12 protein-coding genes are annotated in these 12,681 nt (G+C 74.2%); 11 read left to right on the top strand and 1 reads right to left on the bottom strand.

Annotated features, from left to right (window positions below; translation table 11 throughout):
- Positions 1-143 precede the first annotated feature (143 nt).
- The 9 genes from dop to pcp all read left to right on the top strand — a co-directional run bounded on the left by dop (position 144) and on the right by pcp (position 8,266).
- Positions 144-1,787, top strand: coding sequence for a depupylase/deamidase Dop (gene dop, locus QNH85_RS02455; RefSeq protein ID WP_282944312.1), 1,644 nt, complete (start codon positions 144-146; stop codon positions 1,785-1,787).
- A gap of 153 nt (positions 1,788-1,940) precedes the next feature.
- The gene (locus QNH85_RS02450; protein WP_146837158.1) at positions 1,941-2,135 is read left to right on the top strand and encodes a ubiquitin-like protein Pup; all 195 of its coding nucleotides are present in this window, start codon (positions 1,941-1,943) and stop codon (positions 2,133-2,135) included.
- 18 nt (positions 2,136-2,153) lie between these two features.
- Entirely contained in the window at positions 2,154-3,002 is an 849-nt protein-coding gene (gene prcB, locus QNH85_RS02445) for a proteasome subunit beta (protein WP_282944357.1), read from the top strand.
- Complete coding sequence (gene prcA / locus QNH85_RS02440) at positions 2,999-3,724, top strand: proteasome subunit alpha (RefSeq protein ID WP_282944307.1); 726 nt, start codon at positions 2,999-3,001, stop codon at positions 3,722-3,724. Before prcB ends, prcA begins: the two co-directional genes overlap by 4 nt.
- Positions 3,725-3,734: 10 nt before the next feature.
- Positions 3,735-5,096, top strand: coding sequence for a Pup--protein ligase (pafA, locus tag QNH85_RS02435; protein WP_213284211.1), 1,362 nt, complete (start codon positions 3,735-3,737; stop codon positions 5,094-5,096).
- 119 nt (positions 5,097-5,215) lie between these two features.
- Entirely contained in the window at positions 5,216-6,121 is a 906-nt protein-coding gene (locus QNH85_RS02430; RefSeq protein ID WP_282944303.1) for an FKBP-type peptidyl-prolyl cis-trans isomerase, read from the top strand.
- Between the two features lie 2 nt (positions 6,122-6,123).
- Positions 6,124-6,894: an imidazole glycerol phosphate synthase subunit HisF gene (hisF, locus tag QNH85_RS02425; RefSeq protein WP_282944302.1), complete on the top strand. Its 771-nt coding sequence runs from the start codon at positions 6,124-6,126 to the stop codon at positions 6,892-6,894.
- A 38-nt stretch (positions 6,895-6,932) separates the two neighbouring features.
- Positions 6,933-7,559 (top strand): dephospho-CoA kinase, encoded by a 627-nt coding sequence (coaE, locus tag QNH85_RS02420; RefSeq protein WP_282944300.1) that lies wholly within the window; start codon positions 6,933-6,935, stop codon positions 7,557-7,559.
- Complete coding sequence (pcp, locus tag QNH85_RS02415) at positions 7,556-8,266, top strand: pyroglutamyl-peptidase I (protein WP_282944298.1); 711 nt, start codon at positions 7,556-7,558, stop codon at positions 8,264-8,266. The genes coaE and pcp overlap by 4 nt, the downstream gene beginning before the upstream one ends.
- Positions 8,267-8,302: 36 nt before the next feature.
- Here the strand turns inward: pcp and QNH85_RS02410 are convergent, their stop codons facing one another.
- Entirely contained in the window at positions 8,303-9,871 is a 1,569-nt protein-coding gene (locus tag QNH85_RS02410; protein WP_282944296.1) for an HNH endonuclease signature motif containing protein, read from the bottom strand.
- A 172-nt stretch (positions 9,872-10,043) separates the two neighbouring features.
- Here QNH85_RS02410 and uvrB point away from each other — a divergent pair, with 172 nt between their 5' ends.
- A complete protein-coding gene (gene uvrB / locus QNH85_RS02405) occupies positions 10,044-12,149 on the top strand; it encodes an excinuclease ABC subunit UvrB (RefSeq protein ID WP_282944294.1) in 2,106 nt (701 codons plus the stop codon).
- Between the two features lie 72 nt (positions 12,150-12,221).
- Positions 12,222-12,668 carry a VOC family protein gene (locus QNH85_RS02400; RefSeq protein WP_282944292.1) on the top strand — a complete coding sequence of 149 codons (447 nt, stop codon included), beginning with the start codon at positions 12,222-12,224 and terminating at the stop codon, positions 12,666-12,668.
- Positions 12,669-12,681 lie beyond the last annotated feature (13 nt).

Genomic DNA, 12,681 nt, shown 5'->3' with positions numbered 1-12,681 from the left:
CCCGGGGGGCCGGGGCGGGGCCCCCGCCCCCCCGGGGGAGGGAGCCCCCCCCCCGGGCGGGCCGGTGCGGGCCCGGCGGGGCCCTCCGCTCCGGCGCGCGCCGCCCGGGGGTGCCGGCCGTCGCCCGCCGTAGGGTGGCCCGTGTGACCGTGCGCCGCGTGATGGGGATCGAGACCGAGTACGGCGTGCTGCAGCCCGGCCGCCCGAACGCCAACCCGATGCTGCTGTCCAGCCACGTCGTCGCCGTGCACGCCGCCGCCCGGCAGGGTGGGCGGGCGAAGGCGCGCTGGGACTACGACGACGAGGACCCGCTGCAGGACGCGCGCGGCTTCCACCTCCAGCGCGCCGCGGCCCACCCGTCGCTGCTCACCGACGACCCCCAGCGCCCGGCACCGTCGGGTGACGTCCCGGGCGGCGCCCCGGCGGACGACCCGGCCGCCGACGGACCGCAGGAGGTCGCGCGGTCGCTGGTCGAGGAGTACGAGGACCCGGGCGCCGCGAACGTCATCCTCACCAACGGCGCCCGGCTCTACGTGGACCACGCGCACCCCGAGTACTCGTCGCCGGAGGTCACGAACCCCCTGGACGCGGTGCGGTGGGACCGGGCGGGCGAGCTCGTCATGCTGGCGTCCGTCCGCGCGCTGGCGTCCACGCCCGCGATGCCGGACGCCGTGCTCTACAAGAACAACGTCGACGGAAAGGGCGCGACCTACGGCACGCACGAGAACTTCCTCGTCGACCGCGCCGTCCCGTTCGTCGACCTCGCCGCGCGGCTGATGCCGTTCCTGGTCACGCGCCAGGTGTTCACGGGCGCCGGGCGGGTGGGTCTCGGGCAGCGCGGGGAGGAGCCCGGGTTCCAGCTGTCCCAGCGCGCGGACTACATCGAGGCGGAGGTGGGCCTGGAGACCACGCTGCGCCGGCCGATCGTCAACACGCGCGACGAGCCGCACGCCGACCCGGACCGCTGGCGCCGGCTGCACGTCATCATCGGCGACGCGAACCTGCTGGAGGTGCCGACGTACCTCAAGCTCGGGACCACCTCCCTGGTGCTGTGGCTGATCGAGCGCGTCGCGTCGGGGGAGGCCAAGGACCTCGGCGCCACCCTCGACCGGCTGTCGCTGGCCGACCCGGTGCGCGCCGTGCACACCGTCAGCCACGACCTCACGCTGACCGAGCGGCTGCCGCTCGCCGACGGCCGCCGGCTCACCGCGATCGAGGTGCAGCGCGAGTACCTGGTGGCCGTCCGCACGGCGATCGGCCGCGGAGCCGCCGACGTCGACCCGCAGACCGCCGACGTGCTCGCCCGGTGGGGCTCGCTGCTCGAGCGGCTGGCGACCGACCCGGCGTCCTGCGCGCGGGAGGTCGAGTGGCTGGCGAAGCTGCGCCTGCTGGAGGGCCTGCGCCGCCGGGACCACCTCGAGTGGGACCACCCGCGCCTGGCCGCCGTCGACCTGCAGTGGTCCGACGTCCGCCCCGAGCGGGGGCTCTACCACCGACTGGTGGGCGCGGGCGCGGTCGAGCGGCTGGTCACGGACGCCGACGTGGCCGCCGCCGTCACCGACCCGCCGGAGGACACCCGGGCGTACTTCCGGGGCCGCACCATCGCCCGGTTCGGCGCGCACGTCTCCGCGGCCAGCTGGGACTCCGTGGTCTTCGACGTCCCCGGTGCGCCCACCCTGCAGCGCGTCCCGATGCGCGACCCCCTGCGCGGCACGAAGGCGCACGTCGCGGGCCTGCTCGACTCCTCCCCGGACGTCGGCAGCCTCCTGGCGGCCCTCGGCTCCTGAGCGGTGGCGGCGCCCCGCCGGCCCGTCGCGGGCCGGGCGCCCCGCCGTGCACGCGCGCTCCCGTGATGCGGCGCCGACCAGGGCCTAGGGTGGTGCCACTGCGGGCCGCTGCAGCAGCGGCGGCCCGTGCCCGATCTACCGGCGGAGGTGCACATGGCTGGTCAGGAACGCGCTCGGGACCGTCGCGAGGACGACGAGCCCGTCGACGGGCCGGACGTCGAGCAGGCGACCGCCGCCGCCCAGCAGCGCGACGCCGAGGTCGACGCCCTCCTGGAGGAGATCGACGACGTGCTGGAGACCAACGCGGAGCAGTTCGTCCGCGGCTTCGTGCAGAAGGGCGGTCAGTGACGCGTGCCGACGGATCCGCTGACCTCGGCGGGGCGGCTGCCCGGGGCGTTCACCACGCCCGGGTCGTCGTCCTTCGTCGACTTCCTCGCCCAGCACGCCCCGGACCTGCTGCCCGGCCGGCGGAGCCCGCTCCCCGCGGGTGACGTGACCCGCGCGCCCGCCGCCCCGCACGCGACGACCATCGTCGCGCTCACGTTCGCCGGCGGCGTCGTCATGGCCGGTGACCGGCGGGCGACCATGGGCTCGCAGATCGCGTCCCGGGACATCGAGAAGGTCTTCCCGGCGGACGACTACTCCGCCGTCGGCATCGCCGGGACCGCCGGCCTCGCCGTCGAGCTCGTGCGGCTGTTCCAGCTCGAGCTCGAGCACTACGAGAAGATCGAGGGCACCCTGCTGTCCCTCGACGGCAAGGCGAACCGCCTGTCCACGATGATCCGCGGCAACCTGGGCCTGGCGATGCAGGGCCTGGCCGTCGTGCCGCTGTTCGCCGGGTACGACCTGGACCGCGGCACCGGGCGGATCTTCTCCTACGACGTGACCGGCGGCCGGTACGAGGAGCACCAGCACCACAGCGTCGGGTCCGGCTCCGTGTTCGCGCGGGGTTCGCTGAAGAAGCTCTGGCAGCCGGGCCTCGACGCCGACGCCGCCGTGCGGGTGGCCGTCGAGGCCCTCGTCGACGCCGCCGACGACGACTCCGCGACCGGCGGCCCCGACCAGTCGCGGCAGATCTGGCCGGTCGTCGCGACCGTCACCGGCGCCGGCTACCTGCGCGTCGGGCAGGAGGCCCTCGGCGAGGTCGTCGCCGCCGTGGCCGCCGACCGCGCCGCGCAGCACGCCCGAGCCCGGCAGGAGGACACCCCCGCATGAGCATGCCGTTCTACGTCTCGCCCGAGCAGCTGATGAAGGACCGGGCGGACTACGCGCGCAAGGGCATCGCCCGCGGCCGGTCCGTCGTGGTCCTCACCTACGACGACGGCATCGCCTTCGCCACGGAGAACCCGTCCCGCGCCCTGCACAAGGTGTCCGAGATCTACGACCGCATCGCGTTCGCCGCGGTCGGCAAGTACAACGAGTTCGAGAACCTGCGGGTGGCCGGCGTGCGGTACGCGGACCTGCGCGGCTACTCCTACGACCGCCGCGACGTCAACGCGCGCGGCCTCGCGAACGCGTACGCGCAGACCCTCGGCACGGTGTTCACCACGGAGTCCAAGCCCTTGGAGGTCGAGATCGTCGTCGCCGAGGTGGGCGAGGACGCCGCGACCGACCAGCTGTACCGCCTGTCGTACGACGGCTCGGTGGCGGACGAGCGCGGCTTCGTCGTCATGGGCGGCCAGTCCGACCGGCTCCGCGAGGAGATCGTCGACGGCTGGGTGCCCGGCATGCCGCTCGCCGACGTGCTCGCGCTCGCCGTGCGCGTGCTCGGCGCTCCCGCTCCCGGTGCCGACGAGGACGACCGCCGCGTCATCCCCGCCGCGCAGCTCGAGGTCGCGGTCCTCGACCGCACACGCCCACGCCGGGCGTTCCGACGCCTCTCCGGCGTCGTCCTGGAGGACCTGCTGGGGTCGGCGACCACGTCCGACCTGCCCTAGGGAGAAGCTCATGGACCGACGGATCTTCGGCCTGGAGACCGAGTACGGCGTGACCTGCGCCGCGGACGACGGGCGTGGCCTGTCGGCCGACGAGGTCGCGCGCTACCTGTTCCGGAAGGTCGTGGCGTGGGGTCGCTCGTCCAACGTCTTCCTGCGCAACGGCTCCCGGCTGTACCTCGACGTCGGGTCGCACCCGGAGTACGCCACCGCCGAGTGCGACGACTGGCGGCAGCTGGTCACCCACGACCGGGCGGGGGAGCGGATCCTCGAGGGTCTGGTCGCCGACGCCCAGCAGCGGCTCGAGCACGAGGGCCTGTCCGGCCGGATCCACCTGTTCAAGAACAACACCGACTCGGCGGGCAACTCCTACGGCTGCCACGAGAACTACCTCGTGCGCCGGCAGGGCGACTTCTCGCGGCTGTCCGACGTGCTGGTGCCGTTCCTCATCACCCGGCAGGTGCTCACCGGCGCGGGCAAGGTCCTCGCGACCCCGCGCGGCGCCGTGTTCTGCCTGTCGCAGCGCGCCGACCACATCTGGGAGTCCGTGTCGTCCGCGACCACCCGCTCGCGCCCCATCATCAACACCCGCGACGAGCCGCACGCCGACGCCGAGCACTACCGCCGGCTGCACGTCATCGTCGGCGACTCGTCCATGTCCGAGACCACCACGATGCTCAAGGTGGGCTCCACCGACCTCGTCCTCCGCCTCGTCGAGGCCGGGCTGCCGATGCGGGACCTCACCCTCGAGAACCCCATCCGGGCCATCCGCGAGATCAGCCACGACGTCACCGGCACCCACCCGGTCACCCTCGCGAGCGGCCGGACCGTCACCGCGGTCGACCTGCAGGAGGAGTACCTGGGCCGGGTCCAGGACTGGGTCGCCGCCGAGACCGACACCGGGCCCGACGTCAAGCAGGTCCTCGACCTGTGGGAGCGCGGGCTGCGCGCGCTGCGCACCGGCGACCTGTCCCTCGTCGAGCGGGAGCTCGACTGGGTCATCAAGTACCGGCTCATCGAGCGCTACCGCGCCAAGCACGGCCTCGAGCTCGGGGACGTCCGCGTCGCCCGGATGGACCTGGCGTACCACGACATCTCGCGGACCGAGGGCCTGTACAACCTCATGGCGCAGCGGGGGCTGGTCGAGCGGGTCACCACCGACGTCGAGGTGTTCGAGGCCACCTCCGTGCCGCCGCAGACCACCCGCGCCAAGCTGCGCGGCGAGTTCGTGCAGGCGGCGCAGGACGCCCGTCGCGACTACACCGTCGACTGGGTGCACCTCAAGCTCAACGACCAGGCCCAGCGCACGGTGCTGTGCAAGGACCCGTTCCGGAACGTCGACGACCGCGTCGAGCGCCTCATCGAGTCCATGTGACGGCGGCCCCCCGACACCTTCACGAGGCCCGACCGGCCTGACCAGGCCGGGCGTCCCGGGGGCACCCGCGCGCCCCGTACAGTGGTCGCCGACCGTGCAGGACCCTCGGAAGGAACGACGTGCGACGTCTCGTGGCCGCGTGCGCCGCAGCGGCGCTGCTGCTGGTGGGGTGCTCCACCCCGGACCCCGCGCCCCCCGAGGTCGTGGTCTCCGGAGAGGCCGGGCAGGCGCCGACCGTGACCTACCGGACCCCGCTGCGGGTGCCCGAGGCCATGCACGAGACCGTGTGGGAGGGCACCGGTCCCGAGCTCGTCGACGGGCGGCCCGTGCTGCTCGACTTCTGGCTCGAGAACGCCTCCGACGCCTCGCTCGTCAAGGAGTCGTACTCCACGAGCCCCACGCCGCGGCTCCTCACCGAGGAGGACCTCGGCAAGGACCTCTACGCGACCCTCTCCGGGGAGAACGTCGGCGCCCGGCTGCTGCAGATGACCCCCGCGTCCGACGCCAGCGCCTCGTCCTACCCGACCGTCACCGTGCTCGACGTCCTGCCGATCCGCGCCGACGGCGAGCCCGTGGCCCCGCGGGAGGGCATGCCCGCCGTCGCCCTCGACGACGAGGGCGCCCCCAGCATCACGCCGACCGGCACCGAGCCGCCCGCGGACCTCGTCGTCCAGCCGCTGATCCGCGGCACCGGCGACCAGGTGGCCGAGGGCGACGTCATCACCGTCCAGTACACCGGCTTCGTGTGGGCCACCGGCGCCTCGTTCGAGTCCACCTGGACCAACGGCACCCCCGCCACCTTCTCCCTGGACGACGTCCCCGCCTGGTCCGAGGCGCTCGTCGAGCAGGCCGTCGGGAGCCAGGTGATGGTCGTCGTCCCGCCGTCCTACGCCCTCGGCGCGACGCAGAGCGAGGAGCTCGCCGGGCAGACCATCGTGTTCGTCATCGACCTGCTCGCCACGCGTGCGCCCGTGCGCGAGGACGCCGCCGACCCGGGCGCGACCGCCGCGCCGGAAGGGGAGTGACCGTGTCCGTCGCCCTGCGGGTCATCCCGTGCCTGGACGTCGACGCCGGCCGCGTCGTCAAGGGCGTGAACTTCGAGAACCTCCGCGACGCCGGTGACCCCGTCGAGCTCGCCCGCCGCTACGACCGCGAGGGCGCCGACGAGGTCACGTTCCTCGACGTGTCCGCGTCCTCCGGCGACCGGGAGACGACCTACGACGTCGTGCGGCGCACCGCCGAGCAGGTGTTCGTGCCCCTGACCGTCGGCGGGGGCGTGCGCACCGCCGACGACGTCGACCGCCTGCTGCGCGCCGGCGCCGACAAGGTCGGGGTGAACACCGCGGCGATCGCCCGGCCGCAGCTCATCGCCGAGATCGCCCACCGGTTCGGGAGCCAGGTCCTCACCCTCTCCGTCGACGCCCGGCGCGTGACCGGCGACACCCGCACCGACTCCGGCTACGAGGTCACCACCCACGGCGGACGCCGTGGCACGGGCCTCGACGCCGTCGCCTGGGCCGCGCGCGCCGCCGAGCTCGGCGCCGGCGAGATCCTGCTCAACTCGATGGACGCCGACGGCACCGAGGGTGGCTTCGACCTCGAGATGCTGCGCGACGTGCGCCGCGAGGTGCGCATCCCGCTGATCGCCAGCGGCGGCGCCGGGACCGTCGAGCACTTCGCGCAAGCCGCCGACGCCGGGGCCGACGCCGTGCTCGCCGCCAGCGTCTTCCACTTCGGCCAGCTCACCGTCGGCCAGGTCAAGGACCACCTGCGCGCCACCGGGCACGTCGTCCGCTGACGCGTGCGCCCGGCCGCGCCGCACGGCACGATGGGGCGATGCAGCGCATCGGACTGACCGGGGGCATCGCGGCGGGGAAGTCCGTCGCCGGGGCACGACTCGCGGAGCGCGGGGCGGTGCTCGTCGACTACGACGTCCTGTCCCGGGAGGCCGTCGCGCCCGGCACCGCCGGGCTCGCGGACGTGGTCGAGGCCTTCGGTCCCGGCGTGCTCGCGGCCGACGGCACGCTCGACCGGCCCGGGCTCGCCGCGGTGGTCTTCGCCGACCCCGCCGCCCGGGAGCGGCTGAACGGCATCGTCCATCCCGTGGTGCGTCGCCTCGCCGCCGAGCGCGAGGCCGCGGCAGCCGCAGCCGACCCCGGTGCGGTCGTCGTGCACGACATCCCGCTGCTCGTCGAGTCCGGGTACGCCGACTCGTTCCACCTCGTCGTCGTCGTGCACGCGCCCGCCGTCCTGAGGGTCGAGCGGCTCGTCCGCACCCGCGGGATGGACCGCGCGGAGGCCGAGCGGCGCATCGCCGCGCAGGTGCCCGACGACGACCGGCTGGCCGTCGCGGACGTGCTGCTCGACGGGTCCGGCGACCCCGACGAGCTGCGGGAGCAGGTGGACCACCTGTGGGACCGGCTCGCGGCCGAGCGGCGCGACGAGCAGGACGTGGACGCATGACGACCACCGATGCGCAGGCACCGGCCTCCGGCCCCGCCGCCCACGCGCCCCGTCCCCTGACCGTGCTGCTGACGGGGTTCGAGCCGTTCGAGCAGCAGGAGGTCAACGCGTCGTGGGCGGCGGTGCGCGCGGTGGCGGAGGACTGGGACGACACCGCGGAGGGCGCGTCGCTCGTCGCCGCGGTGCTGCCCGTCTCGTTCGCCCGCGCGCCGCGTCGGCTCGCCGAGCTGCTGGTGGAGACGCGGCCGGACCTCGTGGTCTGCGTGGGCGAGGCGGGTGGCAGGTCGGCCGTGGGCGTCGAGCGCGTGGCGGTCAACGTCCAGGACGCGCGGATCCCCGACGAGGACGGCGCCCAGCCGGTCGACGTGCCCGTCGTCCCGGGGGGCGACGTCGCGCACTTCTCGTCGCTGCCGGTGAAGGCCTGCTTCGCGGCGATGGCGGCGGCCGGCGTCCCGGCAGAGGTGTCGAACACCGCCGGGACGTTCGTCTGCAACACGGTGGCGTACGCGTTGGCCGACCACCTCGCCGCCGGGCACGCGCCCGGGGCGAGAGGCGGGTTCGTCCACGTGCCGCGGCTGCCGGAGCAGGTGCCCGACGGTGCGCCGGCGCTCGGCGTGCCGGAGGCCGCGGCGGGACTGCGTGCGATCGTGCGGACGGCGCTGCGGACCACGGAGGACGTGCCCCTGGCCGCGGGCACGCTCGCCTGAGGTCGCCGGCGCGCGCGTCCGGGGTCGCCCGGCTCCTCAGAAGGGTGGCGCGTCGTCGTGGTGCGGCGGGACGGTCAGCTCCCGCACCGCGCCGTCCAGGCCGGGGGTCACGAGGTACTGGTGCCCGGTGGGGTCGGTCCAGGCGAACGTCCCGGGGCTGGTCTGGTGCAGGGTGAAGCCGGTCTCGGTCTTCAACCGGTGGTGGTACCGGCACGCGGGCCCGAGGTTGTCGTGGCTCGTGCCGCCGGGTGGCGTACCGGTGTCGTCCCCGGGCAGGCGGTGGAACTCCCGCGTGTGGTCGAGGTCCGCGCGGTCCGCGGGGACGTGGCAGCCAGGTGCCGAGCAGGTCCTGTCGCGGACACGCACGTGCTCGTCCAGGGCTGCGGGTGGTCGGTACCGCGTTCGCCCGACGTCCAGGACCGTGCCGGAGAGGTCGTCGGTGACCAGGCGGCGCCAGGTGCCCTGCCACGCGAGCGCCCGGGCCTGCACCGCGTCGAGCGGCCCGTACCCGGCGAGCTCGGCGGGCCCGTCGTCCAGGCCCATCAGGGTCGAGAGCGGGACGGTCACCAGGACCTGGGTGCGCGGACGCTGCGGCGCTGTCACGGTGACCGGTAGCGCGTCGGCCGTCGCGCCGATGGTGTCGTCACCGCTGTCACCGGCGTCACCGCTGTCATCGCCGTCGCCACCCTCGAGCGCACCCGCGCGGGCCTGGCTCTCGGCGGTCACCGGAGTCGGGGCGTGGCCGCCGGCTGAGGCACCGAGCACCAGGTCGCACATCCCGTCGGCGCGGAGCTGGGCCAGGGTGCGGGTGTCACCGGCCGCGCGGGCGGTCCGCGCGGCGGCCTCCAGGACGCAGTCGATCTGCACGGCCTGCACGGCGGGCAGCAGCACCCACAGCGCCGCCATCCCGTCGGGCCGTGCCAGCGGACGGCTCACGTACCGGGCGTCCCGGGCCGCGCGGTGCCGGTCGGTGGCGTCGTCCGGCGCGACGAGGACGAGGGCGCGCTCGACGTCGCGGCGGACCTGGTAGGCGGTGCGTCCGCCGGCGCGCGGGAGGACCTCGCCCTGGACGTGCGCCGCGATGTGCGGCATCTGGTCCCACAACCGGTCGACGAGCGCCCGGGCCCGCGGGGCGTCGATCGTGCCGGAGGCGAGCGCCGCGCCGGTGTCGGAGAGCACGCCGCCGTAGCTCAGGCCCTCCCGCACCAGCGTGTCGGCCTCGCGGGGCGAGCACCGCAGCCGCATCGCGATGGACGCCGCGGTGACGTTCCGGGAGACGAGCGCTGTCCCCGCGCGGGGACGCTCGCGGGGCGGCCGCATCGACGCGTGACGGTCGAGCGCCGCTGCCGCCCGCGCCTTGACGGCGTGCGCCCACGCCTCGAGCCGTGCCGCCGCGGCGACGACCTCCAGCCGTTCGTGGTCGCCGAGGGCGTCGAACCCGTCGCGCTCCAGCGACTCCAGCGCGCCGACCAACGGCGACCCCGTGGGCGTCGCCTCCAGCCGGTCGCGGAAGTCAGCGGCGCGCTGACGGCGCCCGACCTCGGCCCACGCCGCGGTGAGGCGGGTGGGTGGCGAGGCGGGGCGCTCGTCGAGGTCGGCCGGCATGTCGGGACCGTAACGAGCCCGTACCGGCACCGCGCGTCCCCGGGTGCTGCTCCCTGGGGACGACGCAACCCGCCGCGACCTGTGGACGAGTCGGAGCGCCGCCCCGCTCGCCCTCGGCGAACCGGCGCCCCCGGCCGACGCGTGTGTCAGACCCTCGTCGTACCGTGGACGCATGCGTCCCGTCACCGATCTGCAGCGCACCGTCGCCCCGTTCGAGGTGGTGTCCGAGTACACCCCGTCGGGCGACCAGCCGACGGCGATCGCCGAGCTCAAGAAGCGCATCCAGGCGGGGGAGAAGGACGTCACCCTGCTCGGCGCCACCGGTACGGGCAAGTCCGCGACCACGGCCTGGCTCATCGAGCAGCTGCAGCGACCGACGCTGGTGATCGCGCCGAACAAGACGCTCGCCGCGCAGCTCGCCAACGAGTTCCGCGAGCTGCTGCCGAACAACGCGGTCGAGTACTTCGTCTCGTACTACGACTACTACCAGCCCGAGGCGTACATCGCGCAGACGGACACGTACATCGAGAAGGACTCGTCGATCAACGACGAGGTCGAGCGCCTGCGGCACTCGGCGACGTCCTCGCTGCTCACCCGACGCGACGTCGTGGTGGTCGCGTCGGTGTCCTGCATCTACGGCCTCGGCACGCCGCAGGAGTACGTCGACCGCATGGTGACGCTCGACGTCGGGGACCAGGTCGACCGGGACCAGCTGCTCCGGCAGTTCGTGTCGATGCAGTACAGCCGCAACGACATGGCGTTCACCCGCGGCACGTTCCGCGTGCGGGGCGACACCGTCGAGATCATCCCGGTGTACGAGGAGCTCGCCATCCGCATCGAGTTCTTCGGCGACGAGATCGAGGCGATCCAGACCCTGCACCCGCTGACGGGTGAGGTCGTGCGCAACGAGAAGCAGGTGCACGTCTTCCCGGCCACCCACTACGTCGCCGGGCCGGAGCGGATGGAGCGCGCCATCGCCGGCATCGAGCACGAGCTCGAGGAGCGGCTGAAGGACCTGGAGCGCCAGAACAAGCTCCTGGAGGCGCAGCGACTGCGCATGCGCACCACGTACGACATCGAGATGATGCGCCAGATCGGCTCGTGCTCCGGGATCGAGAACTACTCCCGGCACATCGACGGGCGCGCACCGGGCACGGCGCCGAACACCCTGCTCGACTACTTCCCCGAGGACTTCCTGCTCGTCATCGACGAGTCGCACGTGACGGTCCCGCAGATCGGCGCGATGTTCGAGGGCGACATGTCCCGCAAGCGGAACCTCGTCGACTTCGGGTTCCGCCTGCCGAGCGCGATGGACAACCGGCCGCTGCGCTGGGAGGAGTTCGTCGACCGCATCGGCCAGACGGTGTACCTGTCGGCGACGCCGGGCGACTACGAGCTCGCCATGTCGGACGGCGTGGTCGAGCAGATCATCCGCCCGACCGGCCTGGTCGACCCGGAGGTCGTCGTGAAGCCGACGAAGGGCCAGATCGACGACCTGCTGGACGAGATCCGCACCCGCGTCGAGAAGGACGAGCGCGTCCTGGTCACGACCCTCACCAAGAAGATGGCGGAGGACCTGACGGACTACTTCCTCGAGAAGGGGGTCCGGGTCCGCTACCTGCACTCGGAGGTCGACACGCTGCGCCGCGTGGAGCTGCTGCGCGAGCTGCGGCTCGGCGAGTACGACGTGCTGGTCGGCATCAACCTGCTCCGCGAGGGCCTCGACCTGCCGGAGGTGTCGCTCGTCGCGATCCTGGACGCCGACAAGGAGGGCTTCCTGCGGTCCGGGAAGTCGCTGATCCAGACGATCGGCCGCGCGGCCCGCAACGTGTCGGGCCAGGTGCACATGTACGCCGACAAGATCACCGCCGCGATGGAGATGGCGATCGAGGAGACCAACCGTCGCCGCGAGAAGCAGGTGGCGTACAACCTGGAGCACGGCGTCGACCCGCAGCCGCTGCGCAAGAAGATCGGTGACATCACCGACCTGCTGGCCCGGGAGGACGCCGACACCGCGGAGCTGCTCGGCGGCGCCGGGCGGCAGTCCAGCCGCGGCAAGGCGCCGGTGCCCGGTCTCAGCTCGAAGGCCGGCCCGGCCTCGGAGCGGACCAAGCTGGCGGGCGCGGCGGCCGGGGAGCTCGCCGGGCTCATCCAGGAGCTCAGCGACCAGATGCACGCGGCCGCCGCGGAGCTGCAGTTCGAGCTCGCCGCCCGGCTGCGCGACGAGATCTCGGGGCTGAAGAAGGAGCTGCGGCAGATGCACGCCGCGACGGCCTGACCCGCCGCGACGGCCTGGCCCGGCGGGTCGAGGTCCCGACCACTCCCGACCGCCACGACGACGGAGGCCAGCATGGGGCACGGGTTCCAGGTCACGTTCGACGCCGGATCGCCGCGCGCGCTCGGCGCGTTCTGGGCGGTGGCCCTGGGCTACGTGGAGGAGCCGCCACCGCCGGGCTTCGACTCGTGGGAGGCGGCTCTGGACGCGTGGGGCGTCGACCCGGGGGACCGCGACGTGGCGTACGCGCTGGTGGACCCGGAGGGCACGGGGCCGCGGGTGTACTTCCAGCGGGTCCCGGAGGGCAAGACCGCGAAGAACCGGGTGCACCTCGACGTGTCCTCGCCCGGGGGCGCCCGCGTCGACCGCGAGGACCGCCCGGCGAAGCTCGCCGCCGCCCGGGCGCACGCGGGCACCCTGGTCGCGGCGGGTGCCACGGTGCTCCGCGAGCACGACGACCCCCGCGAGGGCGCCTGGGTGGTCATGGCGGACCCCGAGGGCAACGAGTTCTGCGTGGTGTGACCGTGCCGCGCGG

The sequence above is a fragment of the Cellulomonas endometrii genome (genome assembly GCF_949769265.1).
Lineage (GTDB): Bacteria > Actinomycetota > Actinomycetes > Actinomycetales > Cellulomonadaceae > Cellulomonas > Cellulomonas endometrii.
The sequence above is the reverse complement of the archived record's forward strand: the minus strand, read 5'-3'. Positions and strand labels throughout refer to the sequence as shown.

Bases quoted from the DNA above. Each gene is read 5' to 3' on its own strand.
- uvrB (WP_282944294.1), top strand. From the start codon at position 10,044: ATGCGTCCCGTCACCGATCTGCAGCGCACCGTCGCCCCGTTCGAGGTG.
- QNH85_RS02410 (WP_282944296.1), bottom strand. From the start codon at position 9,871: ATGCCGGCCGACCTCGACGAGCGCCCCGCCTCGCCACCCACCCGCCTC.
- coaE (WP_282944300.1), top strand. From the start codon at position 6,933: ATGCAGCGCATCGGACTGACCGGGGGCATCGCGGCGGGGAAGTCCGTC.
- QNH85_RS02400 (WP_282944292.1), top strand. From the start codon at position 12,222: ATGGGGCACGGGTTCCAGGTCACGTTCGACGCCGGATCGCCGCGCGCG.
- pafA (WP_213284211.1), top strand. From the start codon at position 3,735: ATGGACCGACGGATCTTCGGCCTGGAGACCGAGTACGGCGTGACCTGC.
- prcA (WP_282944307.1), top strand. From the start codon at position 2,999: ATGAGCATGCCGTTCTACGTCTCGCCCGAGCAGCTGATGAAGGACCGG.
- pcp (WP_282944298.1), top strand. From the start codon at position 7,556: ATGACGACCACCGATGCGCAGGCACCGGCCTCCGGCCCCGCCGCCCAC.
- QNH85_RS02450 (WP_146837158.1), top strand. From the start codon at position 1,941: ATGGCTGGTCAGGAACGCGCTCGGGACCGTCGCGAGGACGACGAGCCC.